Annotated in this window: 17 protein-coding genes; 10 read left to right on the top strand and 7 right to left on the bottom strand. The window is 63.6% G+C overall.

The genetic code is table 11. The annotated features are described in order from the left end of the window. Nucleotides 1–16 precede the first annotated feature (16 nt). The gene (gene hutI, locus VN004_RS16635; protein ID WP_325612329.1) at nt 17–1,216 is read right to left on the bottom strand and encodes an imidazolonepropionase; all 1,200 of its coding nucleotides are present in this window, start codon (nt 1,214–1,216) and stop codon (nt 17–19) included. 100 nt (nt 1,217–1,316) lie between these two features. On the opposite strand from hutI, the gene VN004_RS16630 reads away from it, so the two are divergent. Next, nucleotides 1,317–2,681 (top strand): formimidoylglutamate deiminase, encoded by a 1,365-nt coding sequence (locus VN004_RS16630; RefSeq protein WP_414710336.1) that lies wholly within the window; start codon nt 1,317–1,319, stop codon nt 2,679–2,681. A 44-nt stretch (nt 2,682–2,725) separates the two neighbouring features. Here the strand turns inward: VN004_RS16630 and VN004_RS16625 are convergent, their stop codons facing one another. From VN004_RS16625 to VN004_RS16610, 4 genes are all read right to left on the bottom strand, one after another. After that, nucleotides 2,726–3,580: a p-hydroxycinnamoyl CoA hydratase/lyase gene (locus VN004_RS16625; RefSeq protein ID WP_325612325.1), complete on the bottom strand. Its 855-nt coding sequence runs from the start codon at nt 3,578–3,580 to the stop codon at nt 2,726–2,728. Nucleotides 3,581–3,602: 22 nt separating this feature from the next. Beyond that, complete coding sequence (locus VN004_RS16620) at nt 3,603–4,562, bottom strand: Bug family tripartite tricarboxylate transporter substrate binding protein (protein ID WP_325612323.1); 960 nt, start codon at nt 4,560–4,562, stop codon at nt 3,603–3,605. 48 nt (nt 4,563–4,610) lie between these two features. Beyond that, nucleotides 4,611–5,255, bottom strand: a complete 645-nt coding sequence (locus VN004_RS16615; protein WP_325612320.1) for an alpha/beta hydrolase — start codon at nt 5,253–5,255, stop codon at nt 4,611–4,613. A 61-nt stretch (nt 5,256–5,316) separates the two neighbouring features. Beyond that, nucleotides 5,317–6,255 carry a ring-cleaving dioxygenase gene (locus tag VN004_RS16610; RefSeq protein WP_325612318.1) on the bottom strand — a complete coding sequence of 313 codons (939 nt, stop codon included), beginning with the start codon at nt 6,253–6,255 and terminating at the stop codon, nt 5,317–5,319. A 118-nt stretch (nt 6,256–6,373) separates the two neighbouring features. Between VN004_RS16610 and VN004_RS16605 the strand changes: the two genes are divergently transcribed. From VN004_RS16605 to VN004_RS16565, 9 genes are all read left to right on the top strand, one after another. Further along, nucleotides 6,374–7,300, top strand: a complete 927-nt coding sequence (locus VN004_RS16605) for a LysR family transcriptional regulator (RefSeq protein ID WP_325612315.1) — start codon at nt 6,374–6,376, stop codon at nt 7,298–7,300. Between the two features lie 152 nt (nt 7,301–7,452). Then, the gene (locus VN004_RS16600; RefSeq protein ID WP_325612312.1) at nt 7,453–7,995 is read left to right on the top strand and encodes a chemotaxis protein CheW; all 543 of its coding nucleotides are present in this window, start codon (nt 7,453–7,455) and stop codon (nt 7,993–7,995) included. A 122-nt stretch (nt 7,996–8,117) separates the two neighbouring features. Next, nucleotides 8,118–9,014: a protein-glutamate O-methyltransferase CheR gene (locus VN004_RS16595; RefSeq protein WP_325612309.1), complete on the top strand. Its 897-nt coding sequence runs from the start codon at nt 8,118–8,120 to the stop codon at nt 9,012–9,014. After that, complete coding sequence (locus VN004_RS16590; protein WP_325612307.1) at nt 9,011–9,652, top strand: chemoreceptor glutamine deamidase CheD; 642 nt, start codon at nt 9,011–9,013, stop codon at nt 9,650–9,652. The genes VN004_RS16595 and VN004_RS16590 overlap by 4 nt, the downstream gene beginning before the upstream one ends. 11 nt (nt 9,653–9,663) lie before the next feature. Further along, nucleotides 9,664–10,743, top strand: a complete 1,080-nt coding sequence (locus VN004_RS16585) for a chemotaxis response regulator protein-glutamate methylesterase (protein WP_325612305.1) — start codon at nt 9,664–9,666, stop codon at nt 10,741–10,743. Nucleotides 10,744–11,190: 447 nt separating this feature from the next. Next, nucleotides 11,191–11,562 carry a response regulator gene (locus VN004_RS16580; protein WP_325612333.1) on the top strand — a complete coding sequence of 124 codons (372 nt, stop codon included), beginning with the start codon at nt 11,191–11,193 and terminating at the stop codon, nt 11,560–11,562. A gap of 15 nt (nt 11,563–11,577) precedes the next feature. Next, nucleotides 11,578–13,821: a chemotaxis protein CheA gene (locus tag VN004_RS16575; protein WP_325612301.1), complete on the top strand. Its 2,244-nt coding sequence runs from the start codon at nt 11,578–11,580 to the stop codon at nt 13,819–13,821. Between the two features lie 61 nt (nt 13,822–13,882). After that, nucleotides 13,883–14,272 carry a response regulator gene (locus VN004_RS16570; RefSeq protein WP_325612299.1) on the top strand — a complete coding sequence of 130 codons (390 nt, stop codon included), beginning with the start codon at nt 13,883–13,885 and terminating at the stop codon, nt 14,270–14,272. After that, nucleotides 14,273–14,746, top strand: a complete 474-nt coding sequence (locus tag VN004_RS16565; RefSeq protein WP_325612297.1) for a hypothetical protein — start codon at nt 14,273–14,275, stop codon at nt 14,744–14,746. It abuts the gene before it with no gap. Here VN004_RS16565 and VN004_RS16560 read toward each other — a convergent pair. Together VN004_RS16560 and VN004_RS16555 are read right to left on the bottom strand one after the other, a co-directional pair. Next, nucleotides 14,743–15,252: a hypothetical protein gene (locus VN004_RS16560; protein ID WP_325612295.1), complete on the bottom strand. Its 510-nt coding sequence runs from the start codon at nt 15,250–15,252 to the stop codon at nt 14,743–14,745. The genes VN004_RS16565 and VN004_RS16560 overlap by 4 nt on opposite strands. Then, nucleotides 15,249–15,875 carry a response regulator gene (locus VN004_RS16555; protein WP_325612293.1) on the bottom strand — a complete coding sequence of 209 codons (627 nt, stop codon included), beginning with the start codon at nt 15,873–15,875 and terminating at the stop codon, nt 15,249–15,251. The genes VN004_RS16560 and VN004_RS16555 overlap by 4 nt, the downstream gene beginning before the upstream one ends. Nucleotides 15,876–16,075 lie beyond the last annotated feature (200 nt).

The following is a 16,075-nucleotide window of genomic DNA, read 5'->3' as shown; positions in this document are numbered from 1 at the left end:
AAGTGATCTCAGTCATTCAGTGGCCGTTCCGGACGCGCGTATGCAAGGGATTGAAGCCGAGCCGGTACACCAGTTCGGCGGGGCGCTCGATGTCCCAGATCGCAAGGTCGCAGGCCTTGCCGGGTTCGATGGTGCCGATGTCGGACAACTTGCCGAGCGCGCGCGCGGCCTCCCGTGTCACACCGGCGATGCATTCCTCCACGGTGAGGCGGAACAGCGTCGCCGCCATGTTCATGGTAAGAAGGAGCGAGGTCAGCGGCGATGTGCCCGGATTGCTGTCGGTCGCGATCGCAATCGGCACCTTGTGACGGCGCAGCGCATCGACCGGCGGAAGCTGTTTCTCGCGCAGCATGTAAAAGGCGCCGGGCAGCAGCACCGCGACGGTGCCGGCCTGCGCCATCGCGGCAACGCCGGTCTCGTCGGTATATTCGAGATGATCGGCCGACAGCGCGTCATAGCGCGCGGCGAGTGCTGCGCCATGCAGATTGGAGAGCTGGTCGGCATGCAGCTTCACCGGCAGGCTGTTCGCCTTCGCGGAATCGAAGACGCGCGCGGTCTGTTCCGGAGAGAAGGCGATGCCCTCGCAGAAGGCGTCAACCGCATCGGCAAGGCCGGCCTGTTTGATCTGCGGGATCATGGCGCAGACCTTGGCGATGAAGGTGTCCTTGTCCTGCGCTTCCGGCGGCAAGGCATGGGCGCCGAGGAACGTCGTCGTGACGCCGACATCGCGCTCGCGGCCGAGCCGGCGCGCCGCCCGCAGCATCTTGGTTTCGCTGACGAGATCGAGGCCATAGCCCGACTTGATCTCGATGGTGGTCACGCCTTCGGCGATCAGCGCGTCGAGCCGCTTCAGCGCCTGCGCGACGAGTTGATCCTCGCTCGCCGCACGTGTCGCCTTCACAGTCGAGACGATGCCGCCGCCGGCGCGCGCGATCTCTTCGTAACTTGCGCCCTTCAGGCGCAGCTCGAATTCATGCGCCCGGTCGCCGCCATAGACGAGGTGGGTGTGGCAGTCGATCAGGCCGGGCGTGACCCAGCGGCCGTCGAGCTTGACCGTCCTCGCCGCATCCCAGCCGGTCGGAAGCTCGCTTTCCGGCCCGACAAAGGCGATCCGCCCGTCCCTGGCGGCGACAGCGCCGGTCACCTCGCCGAGGCCCTCGCGCTGCGGCGAGAGCGTCGCGATCCGGGCGTCGCGCCAGACGGTATCGAAATGCATACGCTGTCCCAACGGTATGGTCCGGTCCAGGCCGGGCGCTTCGCACGCAGCCCTGAATGACGATATAGAGGTCAAATACCGTATGTCGAGCGAGGCCAGGTTGCGCGCATTTCGATTCAAGAGAGCCCTTCTTCCGACGGGCTGGTCCGATGATGTGACCGTCGAGATCGGGGATGACGGCCTGATCGCCAGGGTGACGCCCGGGGGCGGCCCGGACGGCGCCGAGCGGGTGGCCGGGATCGCCATACCCGGATTGCCGAACCTGCATTGCCATGCGTTTCAGAAGGGCATGGCGGGTCTCGCGGAGCGGCGCGGGCCGGGCGGCGACAGCTTCTGGACCTGGCGCGAGGTGATGTACCGCTTTCTGTCGCGGCTGACGCCCGACGATGTCGAGGCGATCGCGGCTTATGCCTATGTCGAGATGCTGGAAGTCGGCTTCACATTGGTCGGCGAATTCCATTATCTGCACCACGATCCGCAGGGCCGGCCTTATGCCGATATCGGTGAAATGGCTGGCCGCATTGCGGCGGCGAGCCGCGCGACCGGGATCGGCCTGACCCTGCTGCCTTGTCTTTACACCTATGGCGGCTTCGGCAACGCCGCGCCCAATCCCGGACAGATCCGCTTCATCAACGCCACGGATCGTTTCGTGACCTTGATGAGCCGCTCGCGGGAGATTGTCGGACAGCTTCCGGGCGCCGTGATCGGCATCGCGCCGCACTCGCTGCGCGCGGTGTCAGCGGAGCAATTGCGCGAGGCCGCGGCGATCTTTGCCACGGGTCCCGTGCATATCCATGCGGCCGAGCAGACCAAGGAAGTCGATGACTGCATGGCGGCGCTCGGCGCGCGTCCGGTGCAATGGCTTCTGGATGAAATGGGCATCGATCAGCGCTGGTGCCTTATTCACGCAACGCACATGACCGATGACGAGACCGCGCGGCTTGCACGATCCGGCGCCGTCGCAGGCCTGTGCCCGCTGACCGAAGGCAGTCTTGGCGACGGCATCTTCAACGGCGAGACTTATCTCGCGACGCAGGGCCGGTTCGGGATCGGCACCGATTCCAACATTCAGATCGATGCGCCGGCTGAGTTGCGGCAGCTTGAATATTCGCAACGGCTGAAGGCCCGCGCGCGCAATGTCATGACCGCAAGCGAAGGTGAATCGACGGGACGTTCGCTCTACACGCGCGCCCTTGCCGGCGGCGCGCAGGCGCTCGCACAGCCGATGGGCGCACTCGCGCCGGGCAACCGCGCCGATATCGTTGTCTTGGATGCGGATCATCCCGATCTCGCGGGGGCGTCCGGCGACATGGTGCTGGACGTCCTCGTATTTTCGGCGGGACGCGGCCTGATCCGCACGGTGATCGCCGCGGGACAATGCGTGGTGTCGGACGGACGTCATCGTGCGCGTGAGGAAATTGCGAAGCGCTATCGCGAGGTCGTGTCGCGCCTCGCGCGATCCTGATGCGCGCTTGAAGCGCGCACTTGAAGGACAGCGTGGCGGGCCGCTCACTCGCGCCGGTAATTCTTCAGGCCCGGCCGGTAGGACTTCTCTTCGAGGAACTGGTCCATGCCTTTCTTGCGGCCCTGTTCGGGATCGGTCGAATAGGTCGCCTGCGCCTTCGCGTAGAGATATTCTTCCGCCTCGTCCCAGGACATCGACCGAAGGCGGCGGGTGGCGTCCTTCACCGCCCAGAGGACGTGCGGGTTCTTCTCCATCAGCTTGCGCGCCAACGCCGCGGTCCGCTCGCGCAATTGCGCGCGCGGCACGCTCTCATTGACGAGGCGCATCGCGCTGGCTCTCTTGCCATCGAAGGTCTCGCCGGTCATGGCGTAATACATGGCGTCGGCCGGGCTGACCTTGTCGGCAAAGGCCTTGGCCACATTGCCGGCCGGAATGATGCCCCAGTTGATCTCGGACAGCCCGAAGGTCGCTTCGTCCGCGCAGATCGCCAGATCGCAGGAGCATAGCGGCGTGAACGCGCCGCCGAAGCACCAGCCATTCACCATCGCGATGGTCGGCTTGGGAAAGGTCTGAAGACGACGCCATTGCCACGCCATCGAGTCGCGCCGGACCCGCATCACCTCGACCGGCGTCGCCTTGTCGACCTCCTTGAAATATTCCTTCAGGTCCATTCCGGAGGAGAAGGATTCGCCGGCGCCGGTCAGCACCAGGACCTTGCAACGGTCGTCGACCTCGAGCGCGTCGAGAACCTGGAGCATTTCCCGGTTGAGCGTCGGGCTGAGCGCATTCTTCTTGTCCGGCCGGTTCAGCGTCACCCAGGCAATGCCGTCATCGAAATCGATCTTGACGGTCTGCCATGAATAGAGACGCTCCGCGGTCGACGAGCCGGGATTGACCATTCGATATCTGTCCTTCTTTCGCTTAGCGTTTTTCCAGTCCGGCCTTTTCCGCGACCTCTTTCCAGAGCTTGACCTGGCTGCGAACCTTTTCGGTGACTTCTTCCGGCGTGCTGGACACCGGCACGCTGCCGAGACCCTTCAGCTTGTCGGAGACAGTCGGCACCGCAATGGCGCGGCGCACTTCCGTATTCAGCTTGTCGACGATCGGCTTGGCGACGCCCTTGGTGGTGGCGACCCCGGTCCAGGCGAGCACTTCAAAGCCCGGCGCGCCGCTCTCTGCAATGGTCGGCACATTCGGCAACGAAGCCCAGCGCTGCTTGCCGGACACCGCGAGGGCGCGGAATTTGCCCGCCTCGATCTGACCGAAGATCGCCGTTCCCGGCGCAATGATGAAATCCACGTTGCCGCCGAGCAATGCGGTCACGGCGCCCGCATCGCCCCGATAGGGCACATGCACGAACTTGCTCTTCAGCGACACCGCGAACAGTTCCGAGCACATATGCTGCCCGGTGCCGACACCGGCCGTTCCGACCGTCAGAGTGCCCGGCTTTTCGCGCGCGGCCTTGACGAGATCGTCGATCGTCTTGAAGCGCGAATCCGCGCCGACCACGATGAAGAACGGAAATTCCGACACGGTGGAAATGAAGGAGAAATCCTCGACCGGATCAAAGCCCAGCGACTTGTTCAGCGCTGGAGAGATCACGTGGCCGGTGGTGAAGAGAACGATCGAATAGCCGTCCGGATCGGACTTGGCCACGGCATCGGATGCGAGATTGCCGCCCGCGCCGACCTTGGCCTCGTTGATGAAACCGGCCTTGAAGGTCTTCGACATCTCCTCGGCGAGGACCCGGGAAATCGTGTCCGCATTGCCGCCCGGCGCGAAACCCTGAAGAAAGCGGATCGGCCGTGTCGGATAATCCTGTGCGATTGCGGCATCGAACGCGAACATCGCCCCGATCAGGGCGGCGGCAAACCGGATCATCAAAGTCCCTCCCGATGACATTTCTTGTTACCGGGAGGTTATAGAGACTTATGGCGGGCTGACAATCGCGGGCGCTTCCCGCCTGATGAAATCGCGGGCCAGCGTGACGTCCGCCTGCGAGAGGCCATGGCCTGTCGGCAGCGTCCGGTGGTGGACATTCGCACCCGCAGCGCGAAGCTGTGCTGCGAGCCCAGCTGCGTTGTCAGCGGAGACCATCGGGTCCATGGAGCCGGACAGGATCATCACCGGCTTGCCGGAGAGATCTGCCGCAGGCGGCTCGGCGAGCGGCACCATGGCGCGGATCAGCACGGCGCCTGCGAAGGCTTCCGGCCGCAGCAACAGCGTCGCCGCCGCGATATTGGCGCCGTTGGAAAAGCCGAGCGCGATCGGCGCGGGAAGGCCGTAGGCCGCGCGCGCTTCTGCGACGAAATCCGCAAGCTCGTGTGAACGCCGCCTGACGTCGTCTTCGTCGAAAACGCCTTCCGCGAGTCGCCGGAAAAAGCGAGGCATGCCGCCTTCCAGGACCTTGCCGCGCGGGGACAGCAAAGTCGCGTCAGGGGCGACCATGCGGCCGAGCGCGATCAGGTCGTTCTCGTCGCCGCCGGTACCGTGAAGCAACAGAAGGGGCGGCGCGTTGCGGTCTGCGCCGGGCTCGAAGCGATGCGTGAAGGAGAGCTGTTTGGCGGTGGTCATGATCGACCTCATTGGCGGAGGAAGACTCCTCCCGCCACAGTGGCGGGAGGAGCAGTAATCGTCAGGCGACTTCGGGCAGGACCTGTTCGATCTCGCGGCGCCGGCTTTCATAAACCGGCGGCAGCTTGAGCGACTGGCCAAGCGAAGCCACCGGCTCGTCGATGGCAAAGCCCGGGATGTCGGTCGCGATCTCGAACAGCACATGTCCGGGCTCGCGGAAGTAGACCGAGCGGAAGTAATTGCGGTCCCGCTGCTCCGTCGTTTGGAGACCGTGATTCTCCGCAAGCTTCCTTGCCATCGCCAGTTCTTCGGCATCGTCGGCGGCGCGGAACGCGATGTGGTGGACGCTGCCGGCGCCCATGCGGCCCGGCAGGAAAGCGCCGGCCTCATGGATGTCGACAATGCCACCGATCGCGGTGTCGCCCGCCTTGAAGCGAACCAGCGAACCTTCGCGTCCGACTTCACTGAAGCCGAGCACGTCGGTCAGGATCGCACCGGTCGGCGCGGCTTCCTTCAGCAAGAGGTTCACGCTGTGGAAGCCGCGGATCGCGAATTCCGCAGGCACCTCGCCGGTCCAGGCCGGTTCGCTCTCGATGCCGGGTACGCCGACCAGCGCGAGCCGTGTGCCGTCCGGATCGCGGAACGACAGAACGGCTTCGCCGAAGCGGCGCACCAGCGCGTCATACGCGACGCCCTTTTCGACGAAGCGATGCGTCCAGTAGCCCATCGCGCCTTCCGGCACGCGAAACACGGTCTCCTGAGTCTCGCCGATTCCAAGCCGTCCGGGCGCCGCATGCTCCCACGGGAAGAAGGTGAGGATGGTGCCGGGTGAGCCGGCCTCGTCTCCGAAATAGAAGTGATAGGTGCCCGGATCGTCGAAATTCACCGTCTTCTTCACGAGCCGCAGCCCGAGGACGCGGGTGTAGAAGTCGAGATTGCGCCGGGCCGGTCCCGCGATCGCGGTGACATGGTGGATGCCGTGCTTGGTGGTGGCGGTCATAGCGAGCCTTCCTTCCTCAGCCGCCGTGATTGGCAACGCTGTTTCGCCCCCGAAGGTATTGACCGCTCTTGTGAAATAAATAGAAACTAAGGAAATCCATTGTTTCCGAATTTTACCAATGCTCCCCGACCTCGAGGCGCTCGCGATCTTCGCCAAGGTGGCCGAACTGCGCTCCTTCTCAGCAGCATCGGACGAGCTTGGGCTGTCCAAGCCGACCGTCTCCAAGGCGATCGCCCGGCTCGAAAACCGGCTCGGCACCCGGCTGCTGAACCGTACGTCCCGCCGGCTGGCGCTGACCGATGCCGGCCGCAGCCTGCTCGATCGTGCGTCGCGGATGCTGGCGGAGGCCGAGGCCGCCGAGAATGAAGCGCGCGCGCAGTCGGCTGTCCCGCGCGGGCTCGTTCGGCTCGCCGCCCCGATGTCATTCGGATTGCGTGAGGTGGCGCCGGCGCTGCCGGATTTTTTCCGGCGATATCCGGAGGTCTCGGTCGATCTGCATCTCAGCGATGCGACCGTAGACCTGATCGGTGAAGGCTTCGACATCGCCTTGCGGATCGCAGCGCTCGAGGACTCGTCGCTCCTCGCGCGACGGCTTTGCGCGGTGCCCCGCGTCGTAGTGGCAGCGCCCTCGTATCTGAAGGCGCATGGCACGCCGCGACATCCCCGCGAGCTCGCGACCCATGTCTGTCTTGGTTACGCGTATTTGCCGGCGGCGGATGTCTGGCGCTTTACGAACAAGTCCGGTGAGGACGTCGCGGTGCGCATCAGCGGACCGTTGCGCGCCAACAACGCGGACGCGCTCATGCCGACGTTGCTGGCCGGATATGGACTTGCGGTGCAACCGCTCTTTCTGGTGCGCGATGCGCTGAGGAAGCGGCAGCTCGTCACGCTTCTCGACGGCTGGTCGTTGCCGGACATCGCATTGCATCTCGTTATGCCCGCGGGCGGGCCGCGCCCGGCGCGCGTCGATGTCCTTGTGGACTTTCTGCGCGCGCGGTTTTCGAGCCGTTTAAGCGCCGCGGACGAATTGAGCGCGCGCTCGTAGTTAACCCTTTCCTAAAGGTTTACCTGCAATTTTTGGCATCGAAATAAGCGGTGTCTTTCTGAGCCTGCGCGGTTGCTCCGTCTCTCCCAGGTCTCTCCCGTCGGACTACGTCGATTTGGCCTCAGAAAGAGGGCAGCGAGCGGAATCGTGCAATGACTCCTGGTACTCATCGGCCGGAGGCGGCGGCCGACATTCCCGGCGTAGGCGACTGGCAGACCACTGCCGCAATGCGCGCCTCCTCGGCGCCAAGCCAGATCATCAGTTTCGCGATCGATGACGACCAGTATGGCGTCGACATCATGGCGGTTCGCGAAATCAAGGGCTGGTCGGAGATCACGCATTTGCCGCGCCAGCCGGAGTCGGTGCGCGGCGTCCTCAATCTGCGCGGCGCCATCGTTCCCATCATCGATTTGCGATGCCGGTTCGGTCAGGGCCTGACCGAGGCGTCGCCAATTCATGTCGTCATCATCGTGCAGGTCGGGACGCGGCAGGTCGGACTTCTGGCCGATCGCGTTCTCGATATCGTGTCGTTCGACGCAAGCGCGGTACAGCCGGTTCCGAAGATTGCCCAGGCGTCACGCATCGACTTTCTGTCCGGGCTGGTGACGGTCGATAACGCAATGATCGCGCTCATTGACCTTCATAATCTTCTTTCGGTTCCGGTGAGCGATGCTGATCGGCCCCAGGCGAATTGAGCTGCGGTTCCGATGCTGACGCACCCGCGCTCTGGTACAGCTGCCGCGTCCTCTCGCGCCGCGCGCGGTAACGCCGCGCTGGTGCGCACGCCTGCACAGCTCCGGCAAGAATGCTAGCGGCAATGGCTGTACCGCGCGTAAAAGAAGCGTCTGCTGCGAGCGCGACGAGCGGGCTGACGACCGCAGAAGCGGTTCGCGAATTCGCGTTCTCCGATGCCGATTTCCGCAGTCTCGCTCAGCTCGCGCGGGAGCATGCAGGCATTGCGCTGTCGGACAGCAAGCGCAATCTTGTCTATACGCGCGTGTCGCGACGGTTGCGCGCGCTCGGATTGACCGCATTCAAGCAATACCGAAACTACCTCGCGCAGAATGAAGCCGAGCTGGAAAGCTTCATCAATGCCATTTCGACCAACCTGACCAAGTTCTTCCGCGAATCCCATCACTTCGATCATTTTCGCAATCATGTCGTGATCCCGTTCGTCAGCGGTCCGCGCAGCGGCGACGGGCGGTTTCGCGTGTGGTCCGCCGGCTGCTCGACCGGGGAAGAGCCCTACACCATCGCCTGTGTGCTGAAGCGCGAAATTCCGGCCGGGTCGCGCCATGACATCCGGATCCTTGCGACGGACATCGACAGCGATGTGCTCGCAAGGGCGGCCCGCGGCCTCTATCCGGTCAGTGCATTCGACAACGTGCCGCGCATCTACCGCGAGTATTTCAAGCCGGCGAGCGGCGGTCGCGATGGGGACAATCTTATGGCAAGCGAAGACATTCGCTCGCTGATCGTCTTTCGGCGTCTCAATCTGATCGAGCCGTGGCCGTTCCGCGGGAAGTTCGACGCCGTGTTCTGCCGCAACGTGATGATCTATTTCGACAACGCGACGAAGTCGGCGCTGATCGATCGGTTCATCCAGACCATCAAGCCGGGCGGCTTCCTTTACATCGGACATTCCGAATCCTTCCACGGGTTGCATCCCGAGCTTCAACTCGTTGGCCGGACCACCTACCGGAGGAAGCCATGAGCCTCGCGGCGGCGGTCCGCCCTCTCGATCACGTGAAGGCTGAGGTGGTTTCGCCCGGCACGCGTCGCTTCTTCGACGCTTCGGCCGGAACCTGGATGGTCAAGATCTTTCCGGGCGAGTTCTACGTCACCGACAAGCCTGACGAGACCCTGGTGACGGTGCTCGGCTCGTGCGTCGCCGCATGCATTCGCGATCCGCGCCTCGGCATCGGCGGCATGAACCATTTCATGCTCCCGCAAGGACGCAGCGGCGGCTGGGGGCGCGATTCGGAATCGGCCCGGTTCGGCAATTTCGCGATGGAGAAGCTGATCAACGAGCTGATGAAAATGGGCTGCGCTCGTGAGTCGCTCGAGATCAAGGTGTTCGGCGGCGGTAACGTCACTGACAGCAACATCGCCGTCGGATCGAACAACGCGCAATTCGCGCTTCGCTATCTCGAAGCGGAGCGCTTGCGCTGTGTTGCGCAGGATCTGGGCGGGCGGTTTCCGCGGCGCATTCACTATTCCCCGACAACCGGGCGCGTCGTCCGACGTCTCCTCGCGAGCGATGCGTCGAGCGCCGTCGCACGCGATGAACTCGAGCATGCAAAGCGTCTTTCGACCCGCGCTCCGGCGGGTGAAATCGAACTCTTCGAGTGAAGGACAAGGCCATGGGCAAACCGGTAAGGGTTCTTGTTGTCGACGACTCGGCCTTGATCCGCCAATTGCTGACGACGGTGCTTTCCGCGGACCCGGAGATCGAGGTCGTGGGAACCGCGGACGATCCTTATGTCGCGCGCGAGCGCATCAAGGCGCTCAATCCGGACGTCGTGACACTCGATATCGAGATGCCGCACATGGACGGAATCACCTTCCTGCGGAAGATCATGACGCTGCGGCCCATGCCGGTGATCATGATCTCGACTTTGACGCAGGCCGGCGCGGACGTCACGCTCGAGGCGCTGGAGATCGGCGCGGTGGATTTTATTGCCAAGCCATCGGCTGACGCCGCTCATGCGCTGCCGGCCCTCGCCAGTGAGCTGCAAGCCAAGGTCAAGGCCGCCGCGCGCACCCGCATTGCCGCTCGCGCCGCAAGAGCGCCGACCCCGGTCAGAAAAGTCGCGCGCTCTGTTCGTGCGAACGGCAAGATCGTCGCGATCGGTGCATCCACCGGCGGGGTCGAGGCGCTCAAGGTGGTGCTGATGAATCTTCCGGCGGATTGCCCTCCTATCGTCATCACGCAGCATATGCCGCCGCGATTCACCACGGCCTTCGCGCAACGTCTCGATCGCGAATGCCCGATGTCGGTCAAGGAGGCCGCGGAAGGCGATGTGATCGAGCAGGGACACGTCTATATCGCGCCAGGTTCTCACCATCTCCAGGTCGTGAACAGTGGCAGCGGTTATCGTTGCACGCTCGATGACGGCCCGGCCGTCACTGGACATCGCCCCTCGGTCAATGTGCTGTTCAGCTCGATGGCACGAGCGGTCGGGCGATCGGCAGTCGGTGTCATCCTGACCGGCATGGGCAAGGACGGCGCCGACGGATTGCTGGAATTGCGCAACGCCGGCGGGCTCACGATTGGTCAGGACGAAGCCTCGTCGCTGATCTACGGCATGCCGCATGTCGCGTTCGAGCGCGGGGCTGTCATGCAGCAATTTTCCTTGAACCAGGTTGCCGACGCGATCCTCGACGCGTGCGAAGGCAAACTCGAAGCGAACCGGGCGTCCCGGATGGCACACGCTGTTTGATACTGACGTAATGGGAATGACGAAAATTCATTCGAATGCATTGAGAGGCCGGTCATGAAACTGCCCAAGGTGCTTGATCTCGCAGCCGCCATCGGCCTGCATGAAGACATTCTGCGCGAAGCCCAATTCAAGGGCGGTGTGCAAATCGACGCCTCGGACGTCGAGGTGCTGACGCTGCCGTGCATCCAGATCATTCTGGCCGCGAAGCGGGACACGGCCGTCTCGATCGAACGGCCTTCGGAGGCCTTCATCAGCGCCTTTGCGGATCTCGGCCTCGACTGGGCTGAGGGTCTGCAAGCGGTGCCGGCCAGCCCCGCGCTCGAAATGGCCGAAGCGCCGTCCGGTACCTTGTCTTCGATGCCGAACGCGGCATCCGAGGTCGGCGCTCCCTCGGCGTCGTCAAGTGATGACAGTCCTGCGACGAGCCTCACCGAGGAGTCCGTATCGATGGCCAGCAACCTCCGCATTCTGACCATCGACGATTCCAAGACCATGCGCGACATGCTGATGCTGACGCTGGCCGATGCCGGCTTCGACGTCATTCAGGCGGCCGACGGCAAGGAAGGTGTCGATCTTCTTGAGCGCGAAAACGTCGACGTCGTCATTACCGACATCAACATGCCGAGGATGGATGGATACGAGGTGGTGCGTCAGCTGCGCGCGCGTCCTGAGCACAAAACCACCCCGATCCTCGTTCTGACGACCGAAAGCGAGGCCGAGAAGAAGAACATCGCGCGCGAGGCCGGCGCCACCGGATGGCTGGTCAAACCGTTCGATCCGGAGCGGTTGATCGCCACGGTGCGCAAGGTGGCCTGCTAGGCGAGGAACGAATCGATGGCGAGCTTCGAGCAACTCAAGCAGACCTTCTTCGACGAATGCGCAGAAGGCATGCAACTGATCGAGCAGGGCCTGAGCGATATGCGCGAAGGTCAGGGCTCCGACGACACGATCAATGCCGTGTTCCGGGCCGTACATTCGGTGAAGGGCGGCGCCGGAATTTTCGGGTTTGAAGCGCTGGTCGGCTTCGCTCATGTCTTCGAAACCACGCTCGACGCTGTCAGGCGCGGCGATCTTGCGGCAACGACCGACGTCGTTGACGTGCTGCTTGCGGCGAGTGACGTGCTCTCCGACCTCGTGCAGATTTCGCGGGCGGGCGATGCCATCCCGGCCGGGTTCGGGGATGATACGCGCCATGCGCTGGAGCGTCTTCTTGGGCAGGAGTCCGAGGAGACCGAAGCAGCGCCTGCGGAGTTCGAGGGCCTCGACTTCGTTCCGGTGCGCGCCGACACCGCCGACGATGAGGAGATGGCGGAGTTCGACGGTATCGATTTCACCCCTGTCAAAGCGGATTCCTACACCGAAGAAGACAGCGTTCGCGCGTTCAGGATCGAGTTCCGGCCGAACGCCGACATGCTACGGAACGGCAGCGATCCGCTGTTGCTGATGCGTCAGCTGCGGCAACTGGGTGACCTCGTGCTCACCGCCGATACCGCGCGATTGCCGGATCTGAAGGCGATGCGTCCGGAGATTCCCTACCTGAGCTGGACGGCGACGCTGCGAACAGCCGGCACGCGCGAGCAGCTCCAGGACATCTTCGATTTTGTCGGTGATTGCGAAGTCACGATCACGGAGACCACGGAGGCCGCGGAGGAGATCGCGCCGCTCCCGGTCATCGACACTGCGCCACCTGTTGCGCCAGCCATCGTTGCGCCGCCGGTAGAGGTGTCCGCGCCGCCACCACATCCGATCGCTCATGCCGACGCGCCAGTCGCCCCGCAGACGGCGCCGACACCGGCGCCTGCGCCAGCCCCTGCAGTCGCGGCTTCGGAGAAGCCAGCGGCGCGGGCGGTCAAGCCGCAGGCCACCACCACGCGGATCGAACTCGAGAAGATCGACCGCGTCGTCAATATGGTCGGTGAGCTCGTGATCGCGCAGGCCATGCTCGGCCAGATCGTGCAGGACCTGCCGGAAGGCGTCAGCAGCCGGCTGTCGCAGATCCTCGACGAGGTGGTCCATCACACCCGCGAACTGAAGGACGGGCTGATGTCGATGCGCGCGCAGGCGGTCGGCACAGTCTTCCAGCGAATGCCGCGCCTCGTGCGGGAAACGGCGACGAAGGTCGGCAAGAAGGTCCGGCTCGAATTGTCCGGTGAAACGACGGAGGTCGACCGCTCGATTATCGAGCGTCTCACCGATCCGCTGACGCATATCATCCGCAATTCGGTGGATCACGGCATCGAAGCACCGCACGTGCGTGTCGCCGCCGGCAAGCCCGAAGAAGGCACGATCCGCCTTTCCGCCGAGCATCGCGGTGGCCGCATCGTGATCGAGGTGAGTGACGATGGCGGTGGCATCAATACCGAGAAGGTGCTGCAGAAGGCCCGTGAGAAGGGGTTGATCAGCCCGGACGCCGCTCTCACCGACGACGAGATCAACAATCTGATCATGATGCCTGGCTTCTCGACCGCCGATGTCGTGTCCGACATTTCGGGCCGCGGGGTCGGCATGGATGTCGTGAAGACCAACATCCAGGAAATCGGCGGGCGGCTGTCGCTGCAATCCGTTCGCGGCAAGGGCACGGTCATCCAGTTCTCGCTGCCGCTGACGCTGGCGGTGATGGACGGCATGGTCATCAAGGTCGGGCGTGAAACCTACGTCATGCCGATGTCGATGATCGTGGAATGCCTGCGGCCGCCGCGGTCGAGCATCAACAACCTGGTCGGCACCCGCGGCATGCTGCAATTGCGCGGCGACCTCGTCCCGCTCGTGTATCTCGGCGATCTCCTGGACATCGGATCGGCCGCCGATCTGTCGGGCGAATGCGTGGTGATTATCACGGACGCCGGCGACGGAACGCGGCTTGGGCTTGTGGCTGACGAATTGTGCGGCCATCAGCAGGTCGTGGTGAAAAGCATCGAGGAAAGCTACGGGCCGGTGCCGGGCGTCGCGGCCGCCACGATCCTTGGAAACGGGAGCGTGGCGCTAATTCTCGACGTGGAGAAGCTGGCGGATCTCGCGAGCGAGCCGTCGTCGGCCATCACGATACATACCGGTCATGGATTTGCGAAAGTCGCGTAACGATCATCGGGTTCGGGCGGGGCTGACCCGGTGTCGTCCAGTTGAGTGAGGAGAAACGATCATGCCAAACGCGGTCGCACTGAAGGTCCTGGTGGTCGACGACCAGGAAAGCGTCAGGAAAATGACCTCGCTGATTCTGGAGCAGATCGGTATCCGCCAGATTCATGAGGCCGAGAATGGCAAGAAGGCAATGGAGATTGCCTCGTTGCAGCCGATCGATCTCATTCTGTCAGACTATTACATGGACGGGATGGACGGCCTTGACCTGCTGCGCGCCGTTCGCGGGCATCCGGTGGTGCGCCGTGTGCCGTTTATCCTTCTCACCGGCCGGGGCGATCGCGAGCTCGTGGTCAAGGCCGCGCAGGCCGGCGTCAACAATTACCTGATCAAACCCTTCACGCCGCAGGTCCTGCGCCAGAAGATCGAACAGGTGATGGGAAAGCTGTCGTAAATGAGCGCGATTGCTCCGCGTCAGATCGTCGAGTCGGATGCCGGAGAGGCGGCCGCTTCCGCACCAGACGATGCCTTATCGGAGGTCGCAGCGCTCCTTGGCGTTCTTGCGACGCTGTTTCTCGACAATGTACGGGAGCTCGAAGACACCGTTGCGCGCGTGACGAACCTCGTGCTGCGCGATGGCAAGCCGGATCGCGAGCTGATCGTGACGTTGCAGAGTTTCGATCGCCTCAAGCAGGAATTCGAGGCGTTGAGTGGTGCGCTCGCCCGCTACGCCGAATCGACCCACACGCTCTCGCCGCGTGCAAAAGTAGACGCTCGCGGGCCGTTCGGCCGCGACGTCATTGACGAGATTTCGCTGTCGGATCTGAAGGAGCGCTTCCTGGGCCGGCTGGAGAACGGGCTCGGAACTGTGTTCCAACCCATGGGTGATCTGAAGGAACACGAAGTCGAGGTGGACGTCGAGTTCTAACCGGCTCTTCCGGGAATGCTGCGGTTGGCGCGTTCGAGCATCCGGTGAAGGCCCCGTGTCATCTCCGGCACATCATCCGGACCAAGGCTGCGATAGGCGTCCTGCCTCGCAAGGTTCAGCGCGTCGACATGGCAGTCGACAACCTCGCCGTCATAGGGGGCACCGTTTTTCACGGTATCGATCACACGGCAGAGATTGTCTGCAATGAATGTGATGAGGACGAATCCCATCGTGGTGCCGGTGTCGCGCAATTGGCGGGCCCGGAACTGAATTTCGTCGAGCGCGGCATTGTCCACATTCCGGTCCGTGGCCTTGCGCAGCGCCTGGGTCAGCTGCTGCAGCTCGTGATCGACCCACCCGATGAATTCCGGCTTGATGTCGGCGATCTGGCTCTCGGCCTGCTGAATCGCAAGCTCGCGCGGCACGCCGCCCGGGCGTTGCGCCAGTTCCTGAAATCGCGTCTTGACCGAAAAGATCCGGACGTTCGGCGGCGTTTTGGCGGTCATTCGCTTTGCCCGGCGCGCGCTGCCTGGAACAGGCTGTCGATGTCGTCCTGTTCGAGATTGGGCTCGGTCGCCGCTGCGACCTCGATCCTGTCGCTGGCTCTGCGCCCGACACCGGTCGGATAGCCTTCGATCTTGAAGCGGCGGTCGGGACCGAAATAGGTCGGACAGTCGATGAATTGCCGACGGTCGAAGGCGATCCAGACCAGACGATCATACAGCGTCGTCGGCGACATCGGTTTTGCCACGACCATGTTGGCGCCGGCGTCCCGCGCCTCTTTCACTGTTGATTGCTGGGCGTCGCTGGTCATGATCAGAATGGGGAGCGTACGGTTCTCGTTGTCGGTATTGCGCCGGATCGCCTGCGTGACGGCAAGCCCGTTGTGCGGCGGCAGCTTGGCATCGAGAATGAGGATGTCGATCTTCTGCTGCATCAAGGCCGACAGAACGTCGGCCGCGTCCGCCGCCTCCAGGATGCGGTTGGCGCCGAAGCCGCGCAGCATCCCGTAGATCACCCGGCGCATGAAGTTGCCGGGATCGGCGATCAGGATGGTCAGGCCGCGCAGATTGACCGAAACGTTTTTCAGCGATCTCGGCTTTTGTTCTATGGCTTGCACGATGGTCACCTGACGCAACTGACGGCTTGTCAGCCACCCGCTTCGGACACAACCTGCACGATATTCGTGCAATTAATGTCTCATTGAGGCTAACGCCGGGTTAACGCCCCCGGCGCAGCGCCGATGCGCCTGCCCGGCGGCCGATGAACCCTGCCTCGCCTGCGCCGACCAATGCTCAAGCCTTGGAACAGCAACTCGGATTTCGGGTT

The sequence above is a fragment of the Pseudorhodoplanes sp. genome (genome assembly GCF_035565855.1).
Classification (GTDB): Bacteria; Pseudomonadota; Alphaproteobacteria; order Rhizobiales; family Xanthobacteraceae; genus Pseudorhodoplanes.
The sequence above is the reverse complement of the archived record's forward strand: the minus strand, read 5'-3'. Positions and strand labels throughout refer to the sequence as shown.